The following is a 26,037-nucleotide window of genomic DNA, read 5'->3' as shown; positions in this document are numbered from 1 at the left end:
AGCGTGGCGCGGGTGCCGCCGGGACGGTGCGGTCCTCCGGACGCGGCGCGGGTGCCGCCGGGTGGGCGCGGGTCACAGTTTGCCGCCGCGTTTCCCGTCGCGGCGCGCGGGCGCGATGAGCGTCGAGAGGTACGGGAGCGGCTCCCCGTCGAGCTCGGCGGCCGGACGGATCGACTCGTCCTCCAGACCGAGCGCCGACCCCCAGACGGCGTCGTCGATCCGCCCGCTGTCCCGCAGTGCCTCGGCCACCTCGGCGGCCTGCCGCCCGAACTTGTACGCGACCACCGTGCCGGGCCCGTTCAGCGCGTCCTTGAGCACGGTCGCCCCCGCGGTCACCGGGACGAGCGTGAGCGGCTCGGTCCCCTCGGTGAGAACGGCCCCCGAGCGCGCGGCGAGGTCCTGCATCGCGGTGATGCCCGGCACCGTCTCCACGACCGTGCCGGGAACCAGCTCCCCGATCGTGTGGGCGAGATAGGTGAAGGTCGAGTACACGTTGGGGTCGCCGATGGTGGCGAAGGCGACCGTGGCGTGCCGGCCGAGCAGGTCCGCGACCCGCGCGCCGGCGGCGTCCCAGGCTGCTTCGCGCCGGCCCCGGTCGCTCCGCTCGTTGAGCGCGAACACGACCCGGAGGACCTTCTCCTCGGGCACGTAGTGCAGGACGGTCGCCTCGGCCCGTCCCCGCTCGCCGCCGTCCTTCCCGTCCGGCGCAGCCATGACGGGGACGACGACGACGTCCGCGGCGCGCAGGGCGTTGACGCCCTTGACGGTCACCAGCTCCGGGTCGCCGGGGCCGACCCCGACCCCGATCAGCTTGCTGCTCATGACGTCAGGCACCTCTCGACGAACCGACGGGTCACACCGGGCTCGGACGCCCAGTGCGTGTGCAGATAACTCGCGTGCACGCCGTGCTGCACGAAACCTTCGACGCGCCGCTCGGGGGCGCGCACCCCCCAGGCGGGAGACGCCCCGGCGCCGGGCTCCACGACGGTCCGGTGGAACTCGTGCCCGCGCATCCGGGTGCCGGCCACGGCGAGCACGCTGTCGCTGACCGCCACCGCGTCCCGGTAGCCGAGGGTGAGCCGCTCGTGCATCCGGGCCTTCGCGTCGATGACCCCGCACATGGGCTGCCCGTCGAGTTCCCGGGCCAGATACAGCAGTCCGGCGCACTCGGCCGCGACCGGCGCCCCGCCGAACGCCAGCTCGGCCACGGCCTTGCGCAGCGGCTCGTTGGCGGACAGCTCGGGTGCGTACATCTCGGGGAACCCGCCGCCGATGACCAACCCGCGCGTCCCTTCGGGCAGTTGCTGGTCCCGTAGCGGATCGAAGGTGACGACCTCGGCTCCGGCGGCGGTGAGCAGCTCGGCGTGCTCGGCGTAGGAGAAGGTGAACGCCTCCCCGCCGGCGACCGCCACGACGGGCGTGCGCTCCTGGGCCGAGCGAGCCGAGCGAGCCGGGTGGTCGTGGGTGGGCAGGGCAACGGCCTCGGCCGCGTCCCACGCCGCCCCCGGCAACGCACCGGCGCTCCGGGCCAGCGCCATGAGCGCGTCCAGATCACACCCGGCGCGTACCTGCTCCGCCATCGCCGCGACGGCCTCGACCGCGTCCGAACGCCGCTCTGCGACCGGTACCAGCCCCAGATGGCGCGACGGCGTATCGACCTGCGGAGCCCTTCGCAGCACCCCCAGCACCGGTACCCCGGACGCCTCCAGCGCCTCCCGGAGCATGGCCTCGTGCCGCTCGGACCCCACCTTGTTGAGGATCACTCCGGCAACCCGCACCTCGGGGTCCCAGGAGGCGAACCCGTGCACCAGTGCGGCCACGGACCGCGACTGCGAGGACGCGTCGACGACCAGCACCACCGGTGCCCGCAGCAGCTTCGCCACATGGGCCGTGGACGCGAGTTCCCCCTCGCCCGCGGCACCGTCGTACAGCCCCATCACGCCTTCGACGACAGCGAGATCGCACCCGCGCGCCCCGTGCGCGAACAGCGGCCCGATCAGCTCCGCGCCGCACAGGTAGGCGTCGAGATTCCGTCCCACACGCCCGGTGGCGAGCGCGTGATACCCGGGGTCGATGTAGTCCGGCCCCACCTTGTGCGGGGACACGGCGAGCCCCCGCGCGGCGAAGGCGGCCATCAGCCCCGTGGCGACGGTGGTCTTGCCGCTGCCCGAGGAGGGCGCGGCGATGACGAGCCGGGGAACGGAGGACATCACCACTCGATGCCTCTCTGGCCCTTCTGGCCCGCGTCCATCGGATGCTTGACCTTGGACATGTCGGTCACGAGGTCGGCGAGGTCCACCAGCTTCTCGGGGGCGTTGCGGCCGGTGATCACCACGTGCTGGGTGCCCGGCCGGTCCCGCAGCACCGCGACGACCTCGTCGGTGTCGATCCAGCCCCAGTGCATCGGGTACGCGAACTCGTCGAGCACGTACAGCTTGTACGTCTCGGCGGCGAGGTCGCGCTTGACCTGCTCCCAGCCCTCGCGGGCCTTCTCCTCGTTGTCCATCTGGGCGTCGCGCTGGACCCAGGACCAGCCCTCGCCCATCTTGTGCCAGTCGACGCTGCCGCCCTCGCCGGAGGCGCCGAGCACGCGCAGCGCGTTCTCCTCGCCGACCTTCCACTTCGCCGACTTGACGAACTGGAACACCCCGATGGGCCACCCCTGGTTCCAGGCGCGCAGCGCGAGCCCGAACGCGGCGGTGGACTTGCCCTTGCCGATCCCCGTGTGCACGACGACCAGCGGCCGGTTACGACGCTGACGGGTCGTCAGGCCGTCGTCCGGTACGACACTCGGCTGTCCCTGCGGCACTACGCGGCCCTCCTCGAAGTCCCCTGCACACCCTGCACGTCCCGGACGAGACCGGCGATGGAATCGGCCCGCAGCTCGTCCAGGGTCACCGGCGTGCCGCCCAGTTCCCCCGCGAGCTGCCCCGCGAGCCCGAGCCGTACCGGCCCCGTCTCGCAGTCGACGACCACGGACGCGACCCCGCCGGCCGCGAACAGCCGTGCAGCGCGCCCGGCCGTCGCGACCGGCTCCGGCCCGCCCGTGGCCCGTCCGTCGGTCACCACGACGACCAGCGGCCGCCGCGCGGAGTCCCGCAGCCGCTCGACGCGCAGCACCTCGTGCGCCCGCAGCAGCCCGGCCGCGAGCGGCGTCCGGCCGCCCGTCGGCAGCGACTCCAGCCGGGACGCGGCGGCGTCCACCGAGGAGGTGGGCGGCAGCGCGACCTCGGCGGCCGAACCGCGGAAGGTCACCAGACCCACCTTGTCCCGCCGCTGGTAGGCGTCGAGCAGCAGCGACAGCACGGCGCCCTTGACCGCGCCCATCCGCTGCCGCGCCGCCATCGAGCCGGAAGCGTCCACGACGAACAGCACGAGGTTGCCCTCACGGCCCTCGTGGGTCGCCTGGCGCAGATCGTCCCGCCGTACGACCAGACCGCGGCCCGACCGGCCGCGCGCCAGCTGGTGCGGGGCGGCGGCCTGCACGGTCGCCGCCAGGTGCAGCTTGGTGAGCGCCCCGCGGGGCCGCCGCGACCCGGTCGTGCGGCCGTGCTCGGTCCGCGCGCGCGAACGCCGCCCGGCCGCGCCCTCGCCGAGTCCGGGCACGCTGAGCACCTTCGTGCGGAACGGCTCGGCGGCCCGTACGGGGGACCGCTCGCCGGCGCCCTGCCCGGCCGGCGCCTGCCCGTCGTCCGACGGCTCGCCCTGCGCCGGGACGTCACCGGCGGGGGAACCGTCGTCCGGCCCGTCCTGCGGCGGCTGCCCGCCCCCGCCGGGCCCGTCCGGATCCGGGTCCGGGTCGTCGTCGGAGGGACCCTCGCCGGAGGTGTCGTCCGAGCCCGCGAACTCCTCCAGCGTCTCGTCGAGCTTGTCCTCGTCGAGTCCGGGCGCGTCGAACGGGTTGCGCCGCCGCCGGTGCGGCAGCGCGAGCAGCGCCGCCTGCCGCACGTCCTCGGCGATCACCTCGGTGCGTCCCGCCCACGCGGCGAGCGCGGTCGCGGTCCGGGCCATCACGATGTCGGCGCGCATGCCGTCCACTTCGAAGGCCGCGCAGGTCGCCGCGATCTGCCGCAGCGGCCCGTCGCCGAGGCGCACGGAGGGCAGCAGCGCGCGGGCCGCCACGATCCGGGCCCGCACGGCGGCCTCCTCGTCGGCCCAGCGCGCGGCGAAGCCGACCGGGTCGTCGTCGTAGGCGAGCCTGCGCCGCACGACCTCGACCCGCTGATCGGGTTCCCGTGAGGCGGCCACCTCGACGGTCAGCCCGAACCGGTCGAGCAACTGCGGCCGCAGCTCGCCCTCTTCGGGGTTCATCGTCCCGACGAGCAGGAACCGCGCGGCATGCCGTACGGAGACACCCTCGCGTTCCACGTACGAGGCGCCCATCGCGGCGGCGTCCAGCAGCAGGTCGACCAAGTGGTCGTGCAGCAGGTTCACTTCGTCGACGTAGAGAATCCCGCGGTGTGCGTCGGCCAGTAGGCCCGGCTCGAAGGCCTTCACGCCCTCCGCGAGCGCCCGCTCGATGTCGAGGGCGCCCACCAGCCGGTCCTCGGACGCGCCGACGGGCAACTCGACCATACGGGCCGGGCGTTGCGCTCCGGCCGCCGTCTCGTGCGGCCCGTCCGGGCACGCCGGGTCGGGAGCGGCCGGGTCGCACGAGAAACGGCACCCGGGTACGACGGCGACCTCCGGCAGCAGCGCCGAAAGGGCGCGCACCGCCGTCGACTTGGCGGTGCCCTTCTCGCCGCGCACCAGCACACCGCCCACGGCGGGCGACACGGCGTTCAGCAGCAGCGCGAGCCGCAGGTCGTCCTGGCCGACAACAGCCGTGAACGGGAACGGGGTACTCACTGGTCGTCGCCCTCCAAGTCGCCTTCGAGCTCCAGATAGGTGGCGCGCAGCCGCTCCAGCGTGTCCGCGTCCGGCTCCGCCCACAGCCCCCGGTCCGCCGCCTCCAGCAGCCGCTCCGTGATCCCGCGCAGGGCCCACGGGTTGGACTTCTTCATGAAGTCCCGGTTCTCCGCGTCGAAGACGTACTCCGCGCTGAGCTTCTCGTACATCCAGTCGTCCACGACCCCGGCCGTGGCGTCGTAGCCGAAGAGGTAGTCGACGGTCGCCGCCATCTCGAAGGCGCCCTTGTAGCCGTGGCGGCGCATCGCGGCCATCCAGCGCGGGTTGACCACCCGGGCACGGAAGACGCGGTGGGTCTCCTCGCCCAGTGTGCGGGTCTTGACCTGGTCGGGGACGGCCGAGTCACCGACGTACGCCTCGGGGCTGGTGCCCGTCAGATGGCGGACCATCGCGACCATGCCGCCGTGGTACTGGAAGTAGTCGTCGGCGTCGACGAGGTCGTGCTCGCGGGTGTCGACGTTCTTCGCCGCCACCGCGATGCGCTTGAACGCCGTCTCCATGTCCCCGCGCGCCGCCCGCCCGTCGAGCCCGCGCCCGTAGGCGTAGCCGCCCCAGACGGCGTACACCTCGGCGAGGTCGGCGTCGGAGCGCCAGTTGCGGGCGTCGATCAGCGGCAGCAGACCCGCGCCGTACGCGCCCGGCTTGGAGCCGAAGATACGGGCCGTCGCGCGCCGCCGGTCACCGTGCTCGGCGGTGTCCTCGTCGGCGTGCTTGCGCACGTAGTTCCGGTCGGCGGGCTCGTCCAGCTCGGCGACCGCGCGCACCGCGTCGTCGAGCAGACCGACGACGTGCGGGAACGCGTCCCGGAAGAAGCCGGAGATGCGCACCGTGACGTCGATGCGCGGGCGGCCGAGCTCGTCGAGCGGGACGATCTCGAAGCCGGTGACCCGGCGCGACGCGTCGTCCCACACCGGACGGCAGCCCAGCAGCGCGAGGATCTCCGCGATGTCGTCGCCCTGGGTGCGCATGGCGGACGTGCCCCACACCGTCAGTCCGACCGACGTCGGGTAGGCGCCGGTGTCCTGCAGATACCGCTGGACGAGGGAGTCCGCGAGCGACTGGCCGACCTCCCAACTGAGCCGGGACGGAATGGCCTTGGGGTCGACCGAGTAGAAGTTGCGGCCGGTCGGCAGGACGTTGACGAGCCCGCGGGTCGGTGAGCCCGAGGGGCCCGCCGGGACGTAACCGCCGTTCAGGGCCTTGAGGATGTGCCCGATCTCGTCCGTCGTCCGGGCGAGCCGCGGCACGACCTCGCGGCAGGCGAACTCCAGCACCGCGACGGCGTCGGGGAGTTCGGTGCCCAGCACCTCGCGCACGAGCGCGGGCACGGCCGCCGTGTCCCAGCCACGCTCCTCCATGCCCAGCGCCGCCCGGCGGCACAACTGCTCCAGCAGGTCGATCGCGTCGGCCGCCGTACGGGCCGGGCCCTCGACCAGGTCCGTCAGCTCGACCGACACCTTCACCGGAGCGCCCGGCTCGGCGAGCAGCTCCTTCTCCACCAGGCCGAAGTACTCGGCGAGACAGGCCCGGAGACCCGGCAGCGCGTTCGCCGCGCCGCCCCACACCTGCGAGGCGCGCAGCACGGCGAGCACGAGGTTCACCCGCGGCTCGGCCTCCGGGCCGCCGCCCAGGATGTGCAGGCCGTCGCGGATCTGCACGTCCTTGATCTCGCAGAGGTAGCCGTCGATGTGCATGACGAAGGAGTCGAAGTCGTCGTCGCCCGGCTGCTCGTCGACATGCAGGTCGTGGTGGAGCTCGGCCGCCTTGACCAGCGTCCAGATCTGCGCGCGGACCGCCGGGGCCTTCGTCGGGTCCAGGTCGGAGACCAGCGCGTACTCGTCGAGGAGCTGTTCCAGCTTCGCGAGGTCACCGTAGGTGTCCGCGCGCGCCATCGGCGGCACGAGGTGGTCGACCACGGTGGCGTGCCCGCGGCGCTTGGCCTGGGTGCCCTCGCCGGGGTCGTTGACGATGAACGGGTAGACCAGGGGGAGTTCGCCGAGGACGGCGTCGGGCGCGCAGCCGCCGCTGAGCCCGAGTCCCTTGCCGGGCAGCCACTCCATCGTGCCGTGCTTGCCCATGTGCACGACCGCGTCCGCGCCGAAACTGTTCTCCAGCCAGCGGTAGGCGGCCATGTAGTGGTGCGAGGGCGGCATGTCCGGGTCGTGGTAGATCGCGATCGGGTTCTCGCCGAAGCCGCGCGGAGGCTGGATCATCACGACGACGTTGCCGAACTCCAGGCAGGCGAGGACGATGTCGTCGCCGTCGACGTAGAGGGAACCCGGCGGTTCGCCCCAGGCCTCCAGCATGCCCTCGCGCAGAGCGGGGTCGAGCGTCTCGAACCAGGCCCGGTAGTCCGCGAGCGGCACCCGCGCGGGAGCGGCGGCGAGCTGCTCCTCGGTCAGCCACTCCACGTCGTGACCGCCGGCCGCGATCAGCCGGTGGATCAACTCGTCGCCGTTGTCCGGGTATTCGGTGAGGGAGTAGCCCGCGTCACGGAGCGCGTCGAGGACCCGTACCGCGGAGGCGGGCGTGTCGAGACCGACCGCGTTACCGACCCGCGAGTGCTTGGTCGGGTAGGCGGTGAAGACGATCCCGAGTTTTTTCTCCGCGTTCGGCTTGTGCTTCAACTGGGCGTGCCGCAGGGCGATCCCGGCGACCCGCGCGGCCCGCTCGGGGTCGGCGACGTACACCGGGACGTCGTCCGGTCCCTGCTCCTTGAAGGAGAAGGGCACCGTGATGAGACGGCCGTCGAACTCCGGGATCGCGACCTGCATCGCCGCGTCCATGGGGGACAGGGCCGCGTCCGACGCGTCCCAGGCGCTCTTCGACGAGGTCAGGCAGAGACCCTGGAGGACGGGGATGTCGAGGTCGGCGAGCGCCCCGATGTCCCACGCCTCCTCGTCGCCGCCCGCGGACGCCTCGGAGGCGTGGGTGCCGCCCGCCGCGAGGACGGTGGCGACGAGCGCGTCGGCCCGGCCGAGGATCTCGTACAGCCCCGGGTCGGCTCCGCGCAGCGAACCGCAGTACACGGCGAGGGCGTTGGCGCCGCGCGCCTCGATCGCGTCGCACAGCGTGTCCACGAACGCGGTGTTCCCGGACAGCTCGTGGGCCCGGTAGAACAGCACGCCGACGGTCGGGCGGCCCTCGACGAAGGCACGCTCGCCGTGGACGCCGAACTCCGCCGACTTCCGCGGCTCCTCGAAGCCCTCGCCCGTGAGCAGCACGGTGTCCGAGAGGAAGCGGGCCAGCTCGGCGAGGTTGGCCGGACCGCCCTCGACGAGATAGCGCAGCGACTCCGCGACGACACCCGCGGGCACCGACGACTCGGCCATCAGCTCGGCGTCCGGGACGGACTCGCCGCCCAGCAGCACCGTCGGGATCCCGGACGCCTTCAGGAAGGCCAGCCCGTCCTCCCAGGCCCGCTTGCCACCGAGCAGCCGCACGACGGCCAGGTCCGCGCCCTCGACGAGCGCGGGGAGTTCGCCCGTGACGTCCACCCGGGTCGGATTGCCGATCCGGTAACCGGCACCACTGGCGCGGGCCGCCAGCAGATCCGTGTCGGCGGTCGACAACAACAACACTGTGCTCATACGGGTGCTCCCGGTGGAATGAAGGGCAGTCCTTGCGGCGCGCCGGACTCGATGAGCCGCCACAGCGCGTCCGTGTCCGCGTGTTCCTCGATCAGGTCGCCGAGCAGGTCGAGCTGTTCCTCGCGCAGCGCCGCGAACGACGTGCCGGGGGCCGGTACGAAGCGGCGGCCCGCGGCGGCGGCCACCTCGCGCAGGAACGCCCGCCGGAAACCGTCCGACTCCAGCGAGCCGTGCCAGTGCGTGCCCCAGACGGCGCCGGCCCGGCACCCGTCCAGGCTGTGTCCGTGCTCATCGGAGAAGAACGCCTCGCCACCGGTCACCTCGGCGACTCCGTGATGGATCTCGTACCCCTCGACGTGCTCGCCGAGGGCCTCCCCGACCGGCCGTGCCAGGGTCTTCTCCCGCGCGAACCTCACGCGTACGGGGAGGAGTCCGAGACCCTCGACATGACCGGCGCGGGATTCGACGTCGTCCTCGATGTGCTCTCCGAGGAGCTGGTAGCCGCCGCAGACGCCGAGGACCGGCCGTCCCTCGGCGGCCCGGCGCGCGATCGCGTCCGCGAGGCCGCGCTCGCGCAGCCACCGGAGCGCCTTCACGGTGCCCCGGGTCCCGGGCACGACGACCAGGTCCGCGTCGGCCAGCTCCTCGGGCCGGTCCACGAACCGCACGACGACACCCGGTTCGGCGGCCAGCGCGTCCACGTCGGTGAAGTTGGACATCAGCGGGACCGCGCAGACGGCGACCCGCAGGATGTCCTCGCCGACGGGGGAGGAGACGGCCGACTCGCGGACGGCCCCGCGCAGCGAGACGCGCAGGCCGTCCTCCTCGTCGATGCCGAGTCCGTGCTGGAAGGGCAGGACGCCGTAGGTGCGCCGCCCGGTCAGGCCGTGCAGCATGTCGAGCCCGGGCTCCAGCAGACTGACGTCGCCCCGGAACTTGTTGACGAGGAACCCGGCGACGAGCGCCTGGTCCTCGGGTGACAGCAGCGCGACCGTCCCGAAGAACGAGGCGAACACCCCGCCCCGGTCGATGTCGCCGACGACGAGCACGGGAAGTCCCGCGTTGCGCGCCACCCCCATGTTCACGATGTCGGTGCGCCGCAGATTGATCTCGGCCGGGCTGCCGGCTCCCTCACAGATCACCGCGTCATACGTGCCCCGCAACTGAGCCAGACAGTCGAGGACGGTCGCCAGGAGTGCTTCCTGGCGACCCCCGCGCAGCCGGTCGCCGGACGACACGGCGCCCGGCGAGGGGTCCGTCACGGACCCGGCCGTCCCGAAGAACCCGCGCGCGCTCATCTCGCCCACCGGCTTGCCCATCAGGACGACCTGACTGGTGCGGTCGCCGCCCGGCTTGAGGAGCACGGGATTCATCAGCGCGGTCGGTTCCACGCGGGCGGCCTGCGCCTGCATGGCCTGCGCCCGCCCGATCTCGGCGCCCTCGCGCGTCACGAACGAGTTCAGGGACATGTTCTGCGCCTTGAAGGGCGCGACCTTGACGCCCTGGCGCGCCAGCCACCGGCAGATCCCGGCGGTCACGACACTCTTGCCGGCGTCCGAGGTGGTCCCGGCGATCAGCAGCCCGCCGCTCATGCGGTGCGTCCCTTCCTGGTGGACGAATCCCGTCCGGTTCCGGCGAGCAGAGCCCGTCCGGCGGCGCTCACGCCGAGCGCGAGCCAGCCGACGCGCCGGGACAGCCGTACGGCCCGTTCGATGTCGTGGACGTGGACGGCGCGCCCCGCGCCGTTGAGCACGGGCCGGTGCTCGACGCGTCCGCCGTACGAGAGGGTGCCGCCGAGCCGCACGCCGAGCGCGCCCGCGAACGAGGCCTCCACGGGCCCGGCGTTGGGGCTCGGATGCTTGCGGGCGTCCGCGCGCCAGGCACGTACGGCACCGCGTGGGTCGGATCCGGCCACGGCCGCGAGGACGGCGGTCAGCCGGGCTCCGGGCCAGCCGGCGACGTCGTCGAGCCGGGCGGAGGCCCAGCCGTAGCGCCGGTGACGGGGGGACTTGTGTCCGACCATCGCGTCGAGCGTGTTCACGGCGCGGAAGGCGACGAGTCCCGGCACTCCGCCGACGGCGCCCCAGACCAGGGCGCCCACGACGGCGTCGGAGGTGTTCTCGGCGACGGACTCGACGACGGCGCGCGCGACGCCGTCGGCGTCCAGCGCCTGAGGATCGCGTCCGCACAGATGCGGCAGCCGCTCCCGGGCCGCGTCGAGGTCACCGGCCGCGAGCGCGCCGCCGACCGCCCGCGCCTCGCGGCCGAGGGAGGTTCCCCCGACGACGGCCCAGGTGGCGGCGGCGGTCAGGGCGACGGAGGCGGTGCGTGAACCGCGTACGCCATGGCTCGCGAGCGCGGCGAGTCCGGTGGCGCCGCCGACGCAGATGGCGGTGTGCAGGGCGCCCCACCCGCGGTGGTCGCGCCACAGTGTCCGCTCCACGGCCGCGGCGGCCCGCCCGAACGCGGCGACCGGATGCCCCCGGCGGGGATCGCCGAGCAGCAGGTCGCCGAGGAGGCCGGCGGCGGCGCCGTACGCGAAGACGCGATCGGCACGCACGGGGTCAGCCGGCCGTGGGGTGGAGCGGAACCCTCGTACTCAGCGAAACGGGCAACGGGCAGCCGCGCATGGCGATATGTCCTCACTCAGGGTGTCCACGCCCTGGTTCGACGAGACCGGCGGTGAGAGTTCCTGGCTCCCGGGGAGTTTCTTCCCCGATGACAGTGGCGGGACCGCGCCGGATTCGCACCGGCTTCCTCTCATGCCGCCGTACTTGGCTCCGGCAGTCCACCACGGGGTGAGAACGGCCGTCAACTGGCTGTTGACCTGCGGAGGGACAGTGTGCGCAGGCCCACATACGCGTGGGGGCGGGACGGCATACGCGTGGGGTGCGGGACGGTGATCCGTCCCGCACCCCACGCGCGGTACCGCTCGGCGCGGCCCGGTTCCGGGCGGCGCCTGCCGGGTTACTTGGTGATGATCAGGGAGATGCCGTACACCACCGCCGCGGCGCAGGCCGCGAAGCAGACGTACGCGCCGGTGGCCGCCGCGACCGCGGATCCGCCCTGGGCGGACTCCTTCTTGGAGAGGCCGGCGACGCCGAGGGTGAAGAGGGCGACGAGGGCCACGGTCACTCCGAGGCTGACCCCGAAGACGGAGCCGAGGGCTGACCAGTCGATGTGCATGCTGTTTGTTCCTTCGGTTCTCAGGCCACGGGGGACGGCGCGGACGTGCTCGCCGTGGGCTCGGCCGGAGCCGGGATGGTGGCCGTGAGGCCTTCGGCCACGGTGCCGGCCGGGGGCGGGGTGACGGCGGCGATGGCCGCGGTCACCACACCGGCGGGCTCCTCGGTGTCGTTCACGTTGGTGTGGTCGATGACCTCGCGGCGCGAGCGGCGCCAGATCGCGAAGCTCGAAACGACCAGGAACACGGCGACCAGCGTGGTGCCCCAGGCGCCGAAACCGGTCACCCATTCGGCGAGCGCGCCGACCAGGGCGGCGGCGGGCAGCGTGAGGACCCAGGCGACGACCATCCGCTTGGCGGTGGACCAGCGGACCACACCGCCCTTGCGGCCGAGACCGGCGCCCATCACGGAACCGGAGACCGAGTGCGTGGTGGAGAGGGAGAAACCGATGTGCGAGGAGGCCAGGATGACCGTCGCCGCGCTGGTCTGGGCGGCGAAGCCCTGCCGCGGCTGGAGGTCGGTCAGACCCTTGCCCATCGTGCGGATGATGCGCCAGCCGCCCAGGTAGGTGCCGAGCGCGATGGCCAGACCGGCGGAGAGGATGACCCAGACCGGCGGGTCGGAGTCGGGAGCGACGGCGCCACCGGCGACCAGGGCCAGGGTGATGATGCCCATCGTCTTCTGCGCGTCGTTGGTGCCGTGGGCCAGCGAGACCAAGCCCGCGGAGGCTATCTGGCCGGCGCGGTAGCCCTTCTTGGTGGCCTTGGTGTCGGCGTTGCCACTGAGTTTGTACGACAGCCGGGTGGCGAACATCGCGGCCAGGCCGGCGACGATCGGGGCGGCGACGGCGGGCAGGAGCACCTTGCCGACCAGGACGTCCCCGTGCACGGCGCCGGTACCGGCGGAGGCGATGGTGGCGCCGACCAGGCCGCCCATGAGGGCGTGCGAGGAGCTGGACGGGAGTCCGACGAGCCACGTCACCAGGTTCCAGAGGATCGCGCCGACGAGGGCGGCGAAGATCACTTCTGGCTGGATGCCGGATTCGTCGACGAGGCCTTTGGAGATCGTGTTGGCGACCTCCACCGAGAGGAAGGCGCCGACAAGGTTGAGCGCGGCGGACATGGCCACCGCGACCTTGGGCTTGAGTGCGCCGGTCGAGATGGTGGTGGCCATCGCGTTGGCGGTGTCGTGGAAACCGTTCGTGAAATCGAACACGAGAGCGGTGACGATCACGATTCCGAGGAGGAGCGTGATGTGTTCCATTTACCCAGGCTTCTGTTGGACGTCAGTGGCAGGGGGACCGTAGGCAACCTGGGTGAACGGAAGGTGAACTGAGTCGGACTTGATGGTGTCTTGAACAGTGGATCGTCATTCCGCTTACGTCGACGGGCGGCCCGCCGGGTTCGAACGGATGCGGAATTCCGTACTCCGCTTGATGTCGGAGCTCGTGGTGGACCGTCCTGGTCGGAACGGGTTTGAGCGGTGAGATCCCCGTCACTCGCAGGCTGTAGCCGTGGTCACAGCGCCAGGAAGCCCGAAAGGGCCACTCTGAGGACGGAGTCCGAGTGCCGACCGGGCCGTAGTGACCCGACCACGGGGTGTGATCCGCGGCAAATGTCCGACCGGGGCGCCGTGGGTGTTCCCTCGGTACGGTGTGATGCAAGTCACATACAACCGTGTGCTGTTGGCGGCCCGCTGCCGCCCCGAAGCCCGCTCGCTCGGGGTGCGTGGAATGCGGTGCCTGGCAGGATCGCGTCATGACTGAGCCGCACCGGGACGCACGGGTCGGGCACGAGCACGCACGGACGACAGGCGAGGCCCGCGAGCGAGACGAGCGAGACGGGCCGGACGCGCGGGACACCCTCCGGCGGGCCTGGGACGAACTGGTCTCCACGGCCCGGCGCACGGTCGCCGACGGGCTGGTCGTCGGCACCTCCGGCAACGTCTCCGTCCGCGTCGGAGACACCGTCCTGGTCACACCCACGGGCGTGCCCTACGACCGGCTGACGCACGACGGCATCGTCGGCGTCGGCCTCGACGGCCGGCAGGTGCTCGGATCGCTGCGCCCGACCAGCGAACTGCCGATGCATCTCGCGGTCTACCGCGCGACCGAGGCGCGGGCCGTCGTCCACACCCACGCACCGCACGCGACGGCCGTCTCGCTCCTCGTCCCCGAACTCCCGCTGGTCCACTACATGGCGGCGGCCCTGGGCGGCCCGGTCCGCGTCGCCCCCTACGCGGCCTACGGCACACCGGAACTGGCCGAGAACACCCTCCGGGCCCTGGCCGGCCGCACCGCCTGCCTCCTGCGGAACCACGGCACCATCGCGTACGGAGACTCGCTGGACCAGGCGTACGACCGCACGGCCCAGCTGGAATGGATGTGCCGCGTCTGGCTCCTGTCCTCCTCGGTCCCCGGGCTCGCGCCCGCCCTGCTCTCACCGGACCAGCTCGCGGAGGCGGGGGAGCGGCTGCGGGGGTACGGCCGGCAGGAGTGAGGCCCCGCCGCGGCGCCGCCCGGCGCGGGGGTCCGGCGAGTAGGGGACGCGCAGACGCGCAGGTCCGGTGAGTACCGGACGCGGGGGTCCGGCGAGCGCCGGCCGTCACCCCTGGAGTCGCTCCCGCTGGCCGATGGCCGGGTCCCCCGGGAAACTGGTCGGGTGCGCACCCTAAGAGCCACGGCAGCGGCCGTCACCGTAGCCCTAGCCGCGGGCGTGGCCTCCGTGGCGGCGGGCCGGTTCGCCAGCGACGCCGCGCTGAAGACGAGGCCGGGCAAGCCTCTGCCCACCGAGCCCCGGCTCACCGTGCACGCCACGACGGCGGGCGGAATCACCCTGACCCGGGCCCTTGCGTCCCGGCGCCCGGGAACCTACGGCCTCGCGGGCGACGGCTCCCACGCGGTCGTCGGCCCCCTCCAGAACTCCGTGCCCCACACCGCCGACACCGTCGTACGCAGCCTGGAACGTGTCACGCACGGGTCCCTGGAGCGCGGCGACAAGGTGTGGCTCACCCCGAACCTGTACGTCGGCGACCCCGGGTCCGCCCTCGGGCTCGAACACGCCGACGTCGACGTGCCGGGCGAACTCGGCGCCCTGCCCGCCTGGTTCGTGCCCGCGGTCCGTGACACCTGGATCATCACCGTCCACGGCCTGGGCGCCACCCGGGAACACCCCATGAACCTGATGGGGTTCCTGAACAGCCGGCACTTCCCCGTCCTCGACCTCGCCTACCGGGGCGACCTCGGGGCACCCCGCCCGCCCGACGGCCTGAACCACCTCGGCGAGACCGAGTGGCGCGACCTCGACGCGGCCATCCGGTACGCCGTGCGGTTCGGTGCCGAGCGGGTCGTCCTGTACGGCTGGTCCACGGGCGCCACGATGGCCCTGCGCGCGGCCGCCCACTCCGCGCTGCGCGAGCGGATCTCCGGGCTCGTCCTCGACTCGCCTGTCCTCGACTGGGAGACGACGCTGCGCGCTCTCGCCGGCGCCCGCCACACCCCGCGATTCCTGCTGCCGCTCGCGGTGCGCGCCGCACAGGGGCGCACCGGCGTACGCGGAGACCGCATCGCGCACGCCGCGCACCCCGACCAGGTCAAGGTGCCGACCCTGCTCGTGCACGGCCCGGACGACCGCATCGCCCCCTGGGGTGCCTCCCGGCGCCTCGCCGCGAGCAGGCCCGACCTGGTCACCCTGTACACCGTCCCGAACGCCCCGCACGGCGCCATGTGGAACGCCGACCCGGCGACCTACGAGGAAGCCCTGCGCCGCTTCCTCACCCCCCTGATGTGAGCCGCAGCGTCCGGCGCCCCTGGTCCCGGCCGGTCCGGCGGGGGAGGCCGGGACTCGGTCCTGGACAGGCCGGCCCTGGCCCCGCTCGGGCCGGGGCCTTGGCCCGGGGCGGGGCCGTCGGGTGGGCGGGCCGGGGGCTTGCGTCCCGGGCGTCCGGTGGGGGAGGCCCGGCCTCGGGTCGGGCTCCGGGCCAGGCGGCGCGGCGGGTGCGACGGTGTGCTTCCGCTTCGGTTCCGGGCAACTCCTCGCGGCGCTCCTGCCCGCGTGCCGGGCACCCCGAGAGGGCCCCGCTCCCATCGCTCCACGACCTGCGACGGCATTCCGTTTGGGTTTTCGGACTGTCAACCGCAAGACTGCACCCGTGACGTCCCGTAACCCGCGCGACTCCAGGCTCCGACTCGTCAGCCCCCGGTCCCTCGCGACCGCTCCCCGAGCGGTGACCCAGCGCCGCACCCGCCGCCCCGCACCGCGTCCGCCGGAAGGCACACCGCCGCCCGCGGAACTCGCCCGCATGGCGCGCACCGGCCTGTCCGACGCGGCCCGCGTGGCGCGCTGGGCCGACGCCGCCCTGCGCCCGGGGCGCGACACCGCCGGCCCCGACGGCAAGGGCACCCTCTCCGACACCACCGCCGAGCGGGCCGCCACGGATCTCGGACTGACCCCGCTCAAGGTCCGCGCCGACTGGGACACCGCACGCCTGGCCGGCCTCATCGAGGTGCACGGCGACGACGCCCGCCCGGGCTGGCGGCTGCGCGCCTGGAGCCGCGACGACAGCGCCGTCCTGCGCGGCTGGGTCGCCCTCTTCGACGCCTGGTCCCTCGCGTACCCCGAACCGCTGGACCGCGAGCCCGCGGCCGTCGCCGAGGTCGTCTCCGCGATGCCCCAGGTGCTCTCCTTCCTCCAGCTCTCCGCCGGGCCCGTCCCCGTGGACCAGCTCCTCGACCTTCTCGGGCAGCGCGTCACGGAACTGCGCACCGAGCGCTGCGAGATCTCCTACGGCCCCGAGCCCGGGACCGAGCCCGCCCCGGAGCCCGCCGAGCTCCCGGACGCCCCCCTCGCCCCGCTCCTCGAATGGGCCCTCCAGGCCCTCGCCTCCGTCGGCGCGCTGACCTACGGCGAAGGACAGGCCACCCTCACCGCGCTCGGCAGCTGGGCGGTCTGGGTCAAGCTGGAGCAGATCTGCGTCGCCGCGCAGAGCCCCGCCGGCAACATCGAGCAGTCCGCCGAGGACATGCTCCGCGGCTGCGCCCAGCTCCGCCCCAACGCCGCCCGCGCCGAGTACCGTGCCTGGCTCGCCGCCCGCCCGGTCGGTGGCGCCGTCACCGAACTCATCGGCGCGGCCCGCGGCGAGGACGCCCTCACCCGCGGCCTCGCCTTCGAGGCACTGCGCGTCGTCGGCGCCCCCGCCGAGCCGGACGTGCGCGCCGTGGTCGAGGAGACCCCGCTGCGCCCCTACGCCCTGCTGTGGCTCGCCGAGCACGACGGCTACGACCCCGAGGACGCCCACGAGGTCCTCACCCGCGCCGAGTCCACCTGGCTGTGGGTCGACACCGCGGCAGCCGTAGCCGACCACGGTGAGGCCCCGCTCCTGGTCCGCCACCTGGAGTCCGCGGTGCAGCCCACCGTGCCCGCGCTCCTCGACGAGGTACGGGCCGTCGGGCACCCGCGCACGGTGCAGGTGCTGGTCGCGCTCGCCGCCGCCCACCCGGACCCGGCACTCGCCAAGGCCGTACGCAGGGCCGCCTTCCAGGTGCACACCGGGGGGAGCTGACCGGGGCCGGCCCGGAACCGCCGCGGGCCGGATCCCGGAGCGGTCCTGCGCGCCGTCCTACGCGCCTATCTCCGGGGCGTAGGTGCCGAAGCTCCAGATGTTGCCCTCGATATCGCGGGCCATGTAGTCCCGCGAGCCGTAGTCCTGGTCGGTCGGGGCCATCAGGATCTCGGCGCCGTGGTCCACGGCCCGCTGGTGGTGTGCGTCGACGTCGTCCACGACGATGTACACCCCGCACGGGCCCGCGCTCTTCATCGCCTCGTCGAAGCGTCCGCCGCGGCCCTTGGAGCCGAGCATCACCGCGCCGTTGCCCTGCACCAGCTCGGCGTGCATCACCGAGCCGTCCTCACCCTCGTAGACCGCCAGCTCGGTGAAGCCGAAGGCCTCCGTGAGCTGCCTGATCGCCGCCTTCGCGTCGGCGTACAGCATCGAGGGGTAGACGCTCGGGCGCCCGTTGCTCATGCCAGCCATACCGATCACTCCGTCTCGTCACGAACTGCCGGATTCCGATCCGCCGCCCAGTCTGGCACCGGCCACTGACAACGCCCCGAGGCCCGGAACCGGGCCCACCCCCCGGCGGCGTACCGGACCGCGTGCCGCCCCGCGCCGGGCGGGTGCCGTGCCCGGACCGCGTGCCGCCCCGCTCACCGGAACGTGTTGCACTGCGCCATGTCGCCGCTGGTGAAGCCCTGGTAGAACCACTGCTGCCGCTGCTCGGCCGACCCGTGCGTCCAGGTTTCCGGGGTCACCCGGCCCTGGTACCTCGCCTGGATCCGGTCGTCACCGACGGCCGCCGCCGCGTCCAGGCCGTCGCGGATGTCGGTGTCCGTCAGCGAGGTCAGCAGCGGCTTGCCCGACGAGGACGGCGTGGTGGTCGCGTTCCGCGCCCACACCCCCGCGTAGCAGTCGGCCTGGAGCTCCGTCCTCACCGAGTTGCTGTTCGCGCCGGTCACACCGTCCTGCGAGCGGGCCAGGGTGCCCGTCAGGTTCTGCACGTGATGCCCGTACTCGTGCGCCACCACATAGGCCTGCGCGAACGGTCCCCCGCCGGAGCCGAACTTCGTCCGCAGATCGTCGAAGAAGCCGAGGTCCAGATAGACCTTGCGGTCCACCGGACAGTAGAAGGGCCCGGCGGACGATGTGGCGGTGCCGCACCCGGTGTTCACCCGGCCGCTGAAGACCACCGTCGGGGCACGGGTGTAGGTGCCGCCCCTGCGCGCGAACTCCCGGGCCCAGTAGGCCTGGACGCTGTTGACCACCGCCACGATCCGGCAGTCCTCCTGGGCGTTGGCGTCCCGCCCCTTCAGACAGGTCCGCTGCACCTGGGCGAGGGAGGAGGCGGTGGCTCCCGGCTCGTCGCCGCCGGAGGTGAGCCCGAGCTGGTCGGGACCCACTCCGAAGAGCAGTCCGAGGACCAGGGCGATCAGACCGGCGAGCCCGCCGCCTATGGTCGCCCTGCCGCCGGGGATGCGACTGCCGCGTACGTCCCGGACCTCGGAGGTGTCCAGGTCGGCTTCGTCGTCGAACCGCATGAGCACACCACTTTCGTCGCTCCGTGGCGCCATCCTCGTACGCTCCCGGACCCCCGGCCCCGGCCCGCGGTCCGAACGGGCGACGCGCGCCCCCGGCCGCCGGCCCCGGCCGATCCGGGCGTCCGGAGCATCCCCGGAAGGGGGCGAGCATCACAGTGCGCACCGGAAAAGTGGTTGCACGGCCCCGTTAGACTTGGCCCATGGCCATTCTCCTCGCGCATTAGACGGCGGGAACGCCTCAGCCGCCCACCCCGCCACTCCCCATTGCTCTGGAGTCTGTCCGTGATCTCCGCCTCCGGTATCGAGCTGCGCGCCGGCGCCCGCATCCTCATCGAGTCCGCGACCTTCCGCATCACGAAGGGTGACCGCATCGGCCTGGTCGGCCGCAACGGCGCGGGCAAGACGACCCTCACCAAGGTCCTCGCGGGCGAGGGCCAGCCCGCCGCCGGGACCGTCGCCCGCTCCGGCGAGGTCGGTTACCTTCCGCAGGACCCGCGCACCGGCGACCTCGACGTCCTCGCCAGCGACCGCGTCCTGTCGGCCCGCGGCCTGGACGTGCTGATCCGCAAGATGCGCGAGAACGAACAGCGCATCGCCAACGGCTCGGGCGCCACCCGCGAGAAGGCCATGCGGCAGTACGAGCGCCAGGAGACGGAGTTCCTCACCAAGGGCGGGTATTCCGCCGAGGCCGAGGCCGCCACCATCGCCGCCGCGCTCAACCTGCCCGACCGGGTGCTCGGCCAGCCCCTGCACACGCTGTCCGGTGGTCAGCGCCGCCGTATCGAGCTGGCGCGCATCCTCTTCTCGGACGCCGACACCCTGCTGCTCGACGAGCCGACGAACCACCTCGACGCCGACTCGATCGTCTGGCTGCGCGACTACCTGAAGACCTACCGCGGCGGCTTCATCGTGATCTCCCACGATGTCGACCTCGTCGAGACGGTCGTCAACAAGGTCTTCTATCTGGACGCCAACCGCGCGCAGATCGACGTCTACAACATGGGCTGGAAGCTCTACCAGCAGCAGCGCGAGGCCGACGAGAAGCGCCGCAAGCGCGAGCGCCAGAACGCCGAGAAGAAGGCCGCCGCGCTGAACGCCCAGGCCGACAAGATGCGTGCCAAGGCCACCAAGACCGTCGCCGCGCAGAACATGGCCAAGCGCGCCGACCGGCTGCTCGCCGGCCTGGACGCCGTCCGTGTCTCCGACAAGGTCGCCAAGCTGCGCTTCCCCGAGCCCTCGCCTTGCGGCAAGACCCCGCTCATGGCGGAGGGCCTGTCGAAGTCGTACGGCTCCCTGGAGATCTTCACCGACGTCGACCTGGCCATCGACAAGGGCTCCCGTGTCGTCATCCTCGGCCTGAACGGCGCCGGCAAGACGACCCTTCTGCGCCTGCTCGGCGGCGCCGAGAAGCCCGACACCGGAGAGGTCATCGAGGGCCACGGGCTGAAGCTCGGCTACTACGCGCAGGAGCACGAGACCCTCGACCCCGAGCGCACGGTCCTGGAGAACATGCGCTCCGCCGCCCCCGACCTGGATCTGGTCGAGGTCCGCAAGACGCTCGGCTCGTTCCTCTTCTCCGGCGACGACGTCGACAAGCCGGCCGGTGTGCTCTCCGGCGGCGAGAAGACCCGGCTCGCGCTCGCGACCCTCGTCGTCTCGTCCGCGAACGTCCTGCTCCTCGACGAGCCGACGAACAACCTCGACCCGGCCAGCCGCGAGGAGATCCTCGGCGCGCTGCGCACCTACAAGGGCGCCGTCGTTCTCGTCACCCACGACGAGGGCGCCGTCGAGGCGCTCCAGCCGGAGCGGATCATCCTGCTGCCGGACGGTGTCGAGGACCTGTGGGGCGCCGACTACGCCGACCTGGTGGCCCTCGCCTGAGTCCCGCGCGGCCTCCTGGAGGGGGCGCGCGCCGCTTGATCGATTGACTGATCCACCACGTATGGATCATTCGGCCGATCCGTGATCCACCATCTGTGTGAGATCTCCTCGTACCGGGGTGTGTCGTACACCGATTTCACGGCCGAGTCCTTTGTTCCCAAGGGCTCGGCCGTTTTGCGTCGCTGACCAGGTACTTCTCGGAGGAACCCGTTCGGCTGTACGGGCCACGCCACCCGGAATCATTGATTCCACTCGTGGGGACGGGCTCCTGTCGTCAAAACCTTGTCTTACGGACCTTGCCGAATGGGTGGCCATGACGCCGGAAAGGGGTGATCATGAGAGTCCAGAGCGCACTTCCCATGAGGAGGACCGGGTGGCCGAGACTCTGAAGAAGGGCAGCCGGGTTACCGGCGCCGCGCGCGACAAGCTCGCGGCAGACCTGAAGAAGAAGTACGACTCCGGTGCGAGCATTCGAGCGCTGGCCGAAGAGACCGGCCGTTCGTATGGCTTCGTGCACCGGATGCTCAGCGAGTCGGGCGTCACGCTCCGAGGGCGTGGCGGCGCGACGCGGGGCAAGAAGGCCGCCTCGGCCTGAGGCCGGGCGTCCCCATCGGCTTCGGTGGTGACCACCCGGTCGGTCGGGTGACCGACCGGGTGGTTACTGTGCAGTCACTTAGGTGCGTTCCTCGTGTCTTCGCGAGGTGCGCGTCTGATCCGACCGCACCCATCGGAGGCACCCCATGGCTTCGCTCGACAAGGATCTCGACCCGGTACTCGACAAGGACGGCGTACGGCTCACCGTCGACGGCGCGACCGCCACGGTGACGCTGACCAATCCGGCCAAGCGCAATGCCCAGAGTCCTGCTCTCTGGCGGGCCTTGACGCAGGCCGGGCAGTCACTGCCGGGCTCCGTCCGGGTGGTCGTCCTGCGTGCCGAGGGCCAGTCCTTCTCCGCGGGGCTCGACCGGCAGGCGTTCACGCCCGAGGGTTTCGACGGGGAACCGTCGTTCATCGACCTCGCGCGCGGTTCCGACGCCGAGCTCGACGCGACCATCGCCGAGTACCAGGAGGCGTTCACCTGGTGGCGGCGCAGTGACATCGTGTCCATCGCCGCCGTGCGGGGGCACGCCATCGGTGCGGGGTTCCAGCTCGCACTCGCCTGTGACCTGCGCGTCGTCGCCGACGACGTGCAGTTCGCCATGCGCGAGACCAGTCTCGGCCTGGTGCCCGACCTCACGGGCACGCACCCGCTGGTCGGCCTCGTGGGATACGCCCGCGCGCTCGAGATCTGCGCCACGGGCCGCTTCGTCCTGGCCGAGGAGGCCGAGCGCACCGGGCTCGCCAACCTCGCCGTGCCCGGCGAGCAGCTCGACGCCGCGGTCGGCGATCTGGCCGCGGCGCTGCTGGCCGCGCCGCGGGACGCCGTGATCGAGACGAAGGCGCTGCTGCGCGGGGCCCAGGAACGGTCGTACGAGGAGCAGCGCTCCGCCGAGCGCGCGTCCCAGGCCCGCAGGCTCCGCGACCTCGCGGGCGTGGGCGACTAGGCCTCCGGCCGCTGACCAGACACCCCTCCCTCTGTGGCGGGTCCCGGTGAGGCCGGGCCTGCCGCCGCACAGGGTCACGTTCTCGGGCCGGGCGCTCCCACTCGTGGCGGTCCTGCTTTCCGGGTAGGGGTGCCCCGGTCTGCGGGCCGTTTCCCCGTGGCGGTCATGTCTTCCGGGAAGGGGCGGTCCGGCTCACGGCGGTCACCAGGACTGCCACGGACGGGGTGTCCTGGGCGGCCTGAGTGATCGCGGCTCTGACCGCGCGTGCCACGTCCACCGCCCGCTCGTCCCCGGAGACCTCCAGCTCGACGCGGACGTGGCGGCGTGGCAGGGCCGCTTCGGCGGCGGGCGCGCTCCCCACGTGGACCGGCCGGCCCAGGACGTCCGTCAGACGGGTGACGCCCGGGACGGCCAGGGCGGCCGCCGCGATCCGCACCTCCTCGGGGTCCTTCGGCACGGACGCCGTCCGCACGTCGTCGGCCGTCCCGGCGCCGGCCCCGTCCCGCGACCCGGCGGCCGACGCACCGCCGGGGTGTTCCCGTAGGCCGTCGGCCGGTGCCGCGGCCCGCTCCTGTACGCCGGCGGCCGGGACCGCCACGGCCGCACCTCGTTCACCGCCCGCCGGGTGTTCCGTGGGCGCCTCGGCCTCGTCCACGAGGCCCGTCACCCGCAGGTCCACCTCCGTGACGTCGAGACCCAGGAGCCGTGTCGCGGCGGACACCACGGTCAGGCGCAGCCGGGCCGCGACGGCCGGAAGGGGCTCTGCGCCCGGGGACGTGGGATTCACCGAGGCGCGGAACTCGGCGGTGACACGCAGCGGACCGGGCGGCAGCGCACTGGGCGGGGGAGGCACGGCCGGTGCTCCGGCCAGGTCCGGGTCGGCGAGCGCGATCCGCAACGCCCCGAGCCGTACCCCCTCGACGGCCGCGGTCTCCCGCCGCAGCACCGACTCGGCCGCCTCCTCCGTGATCCACGCGCCGTCGAGCGCGAGACCCAGCGGCAGGAGCCTGCCGAGCCCGAGCTGATGCCGTACCACTTGCGTCCACCGGTCCGCCGTCATTGCTCCAGCGTGCCCCATCCACGGCGCGCGACCGCGCGACCCGACCTAATGTGAGCAGAGGAGGACGACCGAAAGGGACGTACGGCGATGACCGACATGACCGAGCGGAACCGGACGGACAGCCCCGACACCGAGAAGGAGGGCCAGCAGACCCGTAAGCCCACCAGGCGCGGCGGTGGAGATCCCGCCTCGCGGGGACGGACCACGATCGCCGACGGAGTCGTGGAGAAGATCGCCGGGCTCGCCGCCCGTGACGTAGTCGGTGTCCACACGATGGGCAGCGGGCTGAGCCGGACCTTCGGAGCGGTACGCGACCGGGTGCCGGGCGGCTCCACCAAATCCGTGACGCGGGGTGTGAAGGCCGAGGTCGGCGAGGTGCAGACGGCGCTCGACCTGGAGATCGTCGTCGACTACGGCGTGTCGATCACCGAAGTGGCCCGAGCCGTACGCGAGAACGTCATCGCCGCCGTCGAGCGGATGACAGGGCTCGAAGTGGTGGAAGTCAACATCGCGGTGAGTGACGTGAAGCTTCCCGAGGAAGAGGACGAGGAGCCGGAGTCACGGCTTCAGTGACCCCAGGGCGGGGCACCGGAACTCCGGGACACCCGTCCACCGCACCATGAGTGATCACCGCGGCCACCGACTGCTGAGGAGCGCACCATGAGCTTGGCCGTGATCGGCATGATCGCCGGAATGGCGCTGGGCTTCGCCGGATACTTCGGCGGCTTCGGCGCCTTCCTCCTGGTGGCCGCCCTGGGGGCCGTCGGGTTCGTCGTCGGACGGCTCGTGGAGGGGGACCTGGACATCGGCGACTTCTTCCGCGCCCGTGACGACAGGCGGCGGTGACGCGTGCCAGGTCAGGCCGACCGGCTCGGTGAGACCAGGCCGGGCCTCACGACCGTCCCGCCACCCGAGCGGGGCGCCACCCGGATCGCCGACCGGGTCGTCGCGAAGATCGCGTCGCGGGCGGCGCGCGAGGCGCTGCCCCCGCCGCCCGCCGACGCCGTGCCCCCGCACGCGACGGTCGTCGTGCGGCGCCAGGCGTCGGGCTCCGGGGGGACGGACGGCACCCCGACGCACAGCGCCCGGGTCAGGCTCAGCCTCGAACTCGGCTACCCCGCCGACATCGGTGCCCAGTGCGGCGAGGTGCGTCGTCATGTCGCCGAGCGGGTAGAGGCGTTGGCGGGGATGGAAGTGCCCGAGGTGGCCGTCCACGTGGAGCGGCTGCATCTGACACCCGGGCCCGGCACGGCACAGGGGAGGACGCAATGAGCGAGCCCCAGGGCTCCGAGAACACCCGGAAGATGCCCGTACTGGAGAAGCCGGAGCACCCGGAGAAGGGGGACGGCGCGGGCGCCCTCGGGCAGTCCGCCTCCGCCGCGGCCTACGAACCGCTGTCCACCGTCGAGGACGAGGACGGCCGGCAGGGCCGGTTCTGGTCCGCGCGCCGTGTCCCCGCGGGCATCCTCGCGCTCGTGCTCCTCGTCGCGGCGGGCGCCTTCCTGTACGACGTCGTGGCCGTGCGCGCCGGACGGTCCGCGCTGCGCTGGCGGACCTGGCTGGCCGAACAGCTCGCCGAACGGCCGCTCGACGACACCGCGGTCCTCGTCGGCGCCGGAATCGCCGCCGCGCTGGGACTCTGGCTGATCGTCCTCGCGGCGACACCGGGACTGCGGGACGTGCTGCCGATGCGGCGCACCCACGCCGACGTCCGCGCCGGACTGCACCGGGGCGCCGCCGCGATGGCGCTCCGCGACCGGGCCATGGAGGTCGCCGGTGTGCAGTCGGTCCGCGTGCGCGTGAAGCGCCGGAAGGTCGACGTCCGCGCGCTGTCGCACTTCCGGGAGCTCGACGACGTGCGCGCCGACCTCGACATCACCCTCGCCGACGGCATCAAGGGTCTGGGACTGTCCCGTTCGCCTGCCCTGGCGGTGCATGTCGCGCGTCCCGGACGGAAGGGGTGAGATCCGTGCTGCGGATCGTCAACCGTGTGCTGATCGGCTTCATCGGGCTCGTGCTGATCGTCCTCGGCGGTTCCGTGCTCGCCGTGGGGCTCGGTGTACGGCCGCCGTCGTGGTGGATCCACGACGGGCGGCACGACGTGCTGCTCAGTACCGCCGAACGGACCAAGTGGCGGGAGCAGGGCTGGTGGTGGCCCGCCGTCATCGCCGCGCTCGCGGTGCTCCTGCTGCTCGCCCTGTGGTGGCTGGTCGCCGTCGTGCGGCGCCGGCGGCTGGCCGACGTGCTCGTCGACACCGGCGACGGCGCGGGCGCGCTGCTGCGCGGACGGGCCCTGGAGAGCGTGCTGGCCGCCGAATCGGCCCGGCTGGGCGGCGTCGACCGTGCCGACGTCCACCTGACCGGCCGGCGCAGCCTGCCCGAGGCGCGCGTGCGGCTTCTGCTGGAACCGCATGTGGACCCGGGGCACGCGCTGCGGCTGCTGACCGTGGAGGCGCTCGCGCACGCCAGGGATTCGGCCGGTCTAGCCGCCCTTCCGGCGGAGGTGCGGCTGCGCGGGGTCAAGCACCGCGCCGAGCGCGTGACCTGATCGGGCACCAGCCCCACCCGCTCGGCGAAGGCCCGGGCGGGCATCCGCCGGGGCAGAGCCCCGGCGCGCGGGACAGTCTGCCCGACGTGCGGCCGGGCCGTCCGGGCGGCCGACGAGTAGACCTGTCGACCGGCGGACGCGCGGACCTGTCGACCGGCGACGGGCTGCCGTGCGGACCGGCCGACGGAACCACAGGTGGCCTGTCGCCTGTCGCCGGTGACCGTGCCGAC

Annotated in this window: 23 protein-coding genes and 1 riboswitch; of the genes, 11 read left to right on the top strand and 12 right to left on the bottom strand. The window is 73.1% G+C overall.

The window, feature by feature from the left end:
- Positions 1-72: 72 nt before the first annotated feature.
- The 9 genes from cobI to OG410_RS10870 all read right to left on the bottom strand — a co-directional run bounded on the left by cobI (position 73) and on the right by OG410_RS10870 (position 12,946).
- On the bottom strand, positions 73-822 hold the full coding sequence (gene cobI, locus OG410_RS10910) for a precorrin-2 C(20)-methyltransferase (RefSeq protein ID WP_329298936.1): 750 nt from the start codon (positions 820-822) through the stop codon (positions 73-75).
- Positions 819-2,210: a cobyrinate a,c-diamide synthase gene (locus OG410_RS10905; RefSeq protein WP_329298935.1), complete on the bottom strand. Its 1,392-nt coding sequence runs from the start codon at positions 2,208-2,210 to the stop codon at positions 819-821. The genes cobI and OG410_RS10905 overlap by 4 nt, the downstream gene beginning before the upstream one ends.
- The gene (gene cobO / locus OG410_RS10900; RefSeq protein WP_329298934.1) at positions 2,210-2,809 is read right to left on the bottom strand and encodes a cob(I)yrinic acid a,c-diamide adenosyltransferase; all 600 of its coding nucleotides are present in this window, start codon (positions 2,807-2,809) and stop codon (positions 2,210-2,212) included. The genes OG410_RS10905 and cobO overlap by 1 nt, the downstream gene beginning before the upstream one ends.
- Positions 2,809-4,848 carry a putative cobaltochelatase gene (locus OG410_RS10895; protein ID WP_329298933.1) on the bottom strand — a complete coding sequence of 680 codons (2,040 nt, stop codon included), beginning with the start codon at positions 4,846-4,848 and terminating at the stop codon, positions 2,809-2,811. The genes cobO and OG410_RS10895 overlap by 1 nt, the downstream gene beginning before the upstream one ends.
- Positions 4,845-8,498 carry a cobaltochelatase subunit CobN gene (gene cobN, locus OG410_RS10890; RefSeq protein WP_329298932.1) on the bottom strand — a complete coding sequence of 1,218 codons (3,654 nt, stop codon included), beginning with the start codon at positions 8,496-8,498 and terminating at the stop codon, positions 4,845-4,847. The genes OG410_RS10895 and cobN overlap by 4 nt, the downstream gene beginning before the upstream one ends.
- On the bottom strand, positions 8,495-10,090 hold the full coding sequence (locus OG410_RS10885) for a cobyric acid synthase (protein WP_329298931.1): 1,596 nt from the start codon (positions 10,088-10,090) through the stop codon (positions 8,495-8,497). The genes cobN and OG410_RS10885 overlap by 4 nt, the downstream gene beginning before the upstream one ends.
- Entirely contained in the window at positions 10,087-11,058 is a 972-nt protein-coding gene (locus OG410_RS10880) for a cobalamin biosynthesis protein (RefSeq protein ID WP_329298930.1), read from the bottom strand. The genes OG410_RS10885 and OG410_RS10880 overlap by 4 nt, the downstream gene beginning before the upstream one ends.
- Before the next feature lie 107 nt (positions 11,059-11,165).
- Positions 11,166-11,306: riboswitch (cobalamin riboswitch) on the bottom strand.
- Between the two features lie 159 nt (positions 11,307-11,465).
- Positions 11,466-11,684 (bottom strand): hypothetical protein, encoded by a 219-nt coding sequence (locus OG410_RS10875; RefSeq protein ID WP_329298929.1) that lies wholly within the window; start codon positions 11,682-11,684, stop codon positions 11,466-11,468.
- Positions 11,685-11,704: 20 nt separating this feature from the next.
- Positions 11,705-12,946, bottom strand: coding sequence for an inorganic phosphate transporter (locus OG410_RS10870; protein WP_329298928.1), 1,242 nt, complete (start codon positions 12,944-12,946; stop codon positions 11,705-11,707).
- Positions 12,947-13,440: 494 nt separating this feature from the next.
- On the opposite strand from OG410_RS10870, the gene OG410_RS10865 reads away from it, so the two are divergent.
- The 3 genes from OG410_RS10865 to OG410_RS10855 all read left to right on the top strand — a co-directional run bounded on the left by OG410_RS10865 (position 13,441) and on the right by OG410_RS10855 (position 17,242).
- A complete protein-coding gene (locus OG410_RS10865) occupies positions 13,441-14,181 on the top strand; it encodes a class II aldolase/adducin family protein (RefSeq protein ID WP_329298927.1) in 741 nt (246 codons plus the stop codon).
- A gap of 162 nt (positions 14,182-14,343) precedes the next feature.
- Positions 14,344-15,471 (top strand): alpha/beta hydrolase family protein, encoded by a 1,128-nt coding sequence (locus OG410_RS10860; RefSeq protein WP_329298926.1) that lies wholly within the window; start codon positions 14,344-14,346, stop codon positions 15,469-15,471.
- Between the two features lie 361 nt (positions 15,472-15,832).
- Positions 15,833-17,242, top strand: coding sequence for a hypothetical protein (locus OG410_RS10855; RefSeq protein WP_329298925.1), 1,410 nt, complete (start codon positions 15,833-15,835; stop codon positions 17,240-17,242).
- A 57-nt stretch (positions 17,243-17,299) separates the two neighbouring features.
- Here the strand turns inward: OG410_RS10855 and OG410_RS10850 are convergent, their stop codons facing one another.
- Both OG410_RS10850 and ypfJ read right to left on the bottom strand, forming a co-directional pair.
- Positions 17,300-17,713 carry a VOC family protein gene (locus OG410_RS10850; protein WP_329298924.1) on the bottom strand — a complete coding sequence of 138 codons (414 nt, stop codon included), beginning with the start codon at positions 17,711-17,713 and terminating at the stop codon, positions 17,300-17,302.
- Positions 17,714-17,886: 173 nt separating this feature from the next.
- Positions 17,887-18,774 carry a KPN_02809 family neutral zinc metallopeptidase gene (ypfJ, locus tag OG410_RS10845; RefSeq protein ID WP_329298923.1) on the bottom strand — a complete coding sequence of 296 codons (888 nt, stop codon included), beginning with the start codon at positions 18,772-18,774 and terminating at the stop codon, positions 17,887-17,889.
- Between the two features lie 282 nt (positions 18,775-19,056).
- Here ypfJ and OG410_RS10840 point away from each other — a divergent pair, with 282 nt between their 5' ends.
- From OG410_RS10840 to OG410_RS10830, 3 genes are all read left to right on the top strand, one after another.
- Positions 19,057-20,655, top strand: a complete 1,599-nt coding sequence (locus tag OG410_RS10840; RefSeq protein WP_329298922.1) for an ABC-F family ATP-binding cassette domain-containing protein — start codon at positions 19,057-19,059, stop codon at positions 20,653-20,655.
- A gap of 373 nt (positions 20,656-21,028) precedes the next feature.
- The gene (locus tag OG410_RS10835; RefSeq protein ID WP_006123601.1) at positions 21,029-21,250 is read left to right on the top strand and encodes a helix-turn-helix domain-containing protein; all 222 of its coding nucleotides are present in this window, start codon (positions 21,029-21,031) and stop codon (positions 21,248-21,250) included.
- A 145-nt stretch (positions 21,251-21,395) separates the two neighbouring features.
- A complete protein-coding gene (locus OG410_RS10830; protein ID WP_329298921.1) occupies positions 21,396-22,199 on the top strand; it encodes an enoyl-CoA hydratase/isomerase family protein in 804 nt (267 codons plus the stop codon).
- A gap of 163 nt (positions 22,200-22,362) precedes the next feature.
- On the opposite strand, the gene OG410_RS10825 is transcribed toward OG410_RS10830, so the two are convergent.
- A complete protein-coding gene (locus OG410_RS10825) occupies positions 22,363-23,259 on the bottom strand; it encodes a nucleopolyhedrovirus P10 family protein (RefSeq protein ID WP_329298920.1) in 897 nt (298 codons plus the stop codon).
- Between the two features lie 87 nt (positions 23,260-23,346).
- Here OG410_RS10825 and OG410_RS10820 point away from each other — a divergent pair, with 87 nt between their 5' ends.
- From OG410_RS10820 to amaP, 5 genes are all read left to right on the top strand, one after another.
- Positions 23,347-23,832 (top strand): Asp23/Gls24 family envelope stress response protein, encoded by a 486-nt coding sequence (locus OG410_RS10820; protein ID WP_326788563.1) that lies wholly within the window; start codon positions 23,347-23,349, stop codon positions 23,830-23,832.
- A gap of 87 nt (positions 23,833-23,919) precedes the next feature.
- Positions 23,920-24,105 carry a hypothetical protein gene (locus tag OG410_RS10815; RefSeq protein ID WP_329298919.1) on the top strand — a complete coding sequence of 62 codons (186 nt, stop codon included), beginning with the start codon at positions 23,920-23,922 and terminating at the stop codon, positions 24,103-24,105.
- 3 nt (positions 24,106-24,108) lie between these two features.
- Positions 24,109-24,531: an Asp23/Gls24 family envelope stress response protein gene (locus OG410_RS10810; RefSeq protein ID WP_329298918.1), complete on the top strand. Its 423-nt coding sequence runs from the start codon at positions 24,109-24,111 to the stop codon at positions 24,529-24,531.
- Entirely contained in the window at positions 24,528-25,223 is a 696-nt protein-coding gene (locus OG410_RS10805) for a DUF6286 domain-containing protein (RefSeq protein WP_329298917.1), read from the top strand. The genes OG410_RS10810 and OG410_RS10805 overlap by 4 nt, the downstream gene beginning before the upstream one ends.
- Complete coding sequence (gene amaP, locus OG410_RS10800) at positions 25,220-25,807, top strand: alkaline shock response membrane anchor protein AmaP (RefSeq protein WP_329298916.1); 588 nt, start codon at positions 25,220-25,222, stop codon at positions 25,805-25,807. Before OG410_RS10805 ends, amaP begins: the two co-directional genes overlap by 4 nt.
- The last annotated feature ends 230 nt before the right edge of the window (positions 25,808-26,037 follow it).

It is taken from the genome of Streptomyces sp. NBC_00659 (assembly GCF_036226925.1).
Lineage (GTDB): Bacteria > Actinomycetota > Actinomycetes > Streptomycetales > Streptomycetaceae > Streptomyces.
This window is presented reverse-complemented; position numbering and strand designations above follow the sequence as displayed.

Bases quoted from the DNA above. Each gene is read 5' to 3' on its own strand.
- OG410_RS10885 (WP_329298931.1), bottom strand. From the start codon at position 10,090: ATGAGCGGCGGGCTGCTGATCGCCGGGACCACCTCGGACGCCGGCAAG.
- OG410_RS10805 (WP_329298917.1), top strand. From the start codon at position 24,528: ATGAGCGAGCCCCAGGGCTCCGAGAACACCCGGAAGATGCCCGTACTG.
- ypfJ (WP_329298923.1), bottom strand. From the start codon at position 18,774: ATGCGGTTCGACGACGAAGCCGACCTGGACACCTCCGAGGTCCGGGAC.
- OG410_RS10830 (WP_329298921.1), top strand. From the start codon at position 21,396: ATGGCTTCGCTCGACAAGGATCTCGACCCGGTACTCGACAAGGACGGC.
- OG410_RS10870 (WP_329298928.1), bottom strand. From the start codon at position 12,946: ATGGAACACATCACGCTCCTCCTCGGAATCGTGATCGTCACCGCTCTC.
- OG410_RS10865 (WP_329298927.1), top strand. From the start codon at position 13,441: ATGACTGAGCCGCACCGGGACGCACGGGTCGGGCACGAGCACGCACGG.
- OG410_RS10815 (WP_329298919.1), top strand. From the start codon at position 23,920: ATGAGCTTGGCCGTGATCGGCATGATCGCCGGAATGGCGCTGGGCTTC.
- OG410_RS10875 (WP_329298929.1), bottom strand. From the start codon at position 11,684: ATGCACATCGACTGGTCAGCCCTCGGCTCCGTCTTCGGGGTCAGCCTC.
- cobN (WP_329298932.1), bottom strand. From the start codon at position 8,498: ATGAGCACAGTGTTGTTGTTGTCGACCGCCGACACGGATCTGCTGGCG.
- OG410_RS10820 (WP_326788563.1), top strand. From the start codon at position 23,347: ATGACCGACATGACCGAGCGGAACCGGACGGACAGCCCCGACACCGAG.
- OG410_RS10905 (WP_329298935.1), bottom strand. From the start codon at position 2,210: ATGTCCTCCGTTCCCCGGCTCGTCATCGCCGCGCCCTCCTCGGGCAGC.
- OG410_RS10850 (WP_329298924.1), bottom strand. From the start codon at position 17,713: ATGGCTGGCATGAGCAACGGGCGCCCGAGCGTCTACCCCTCGATGCTG.
- cobI (WP_329298936.1), bottom strand. From the start codon at position 822: ATGAGCAGCAAGCTGATCGGGGTCGGGGTCGGCCCCGGCGACCCGGAG.
- OG410_RS10825 (WP_329298920.1), bottom strand. From the start codon at position 23,259: ATGACGGCGGACCGGTGGACGCAAGTGGTACGGCATCAGCTCGGGCTC.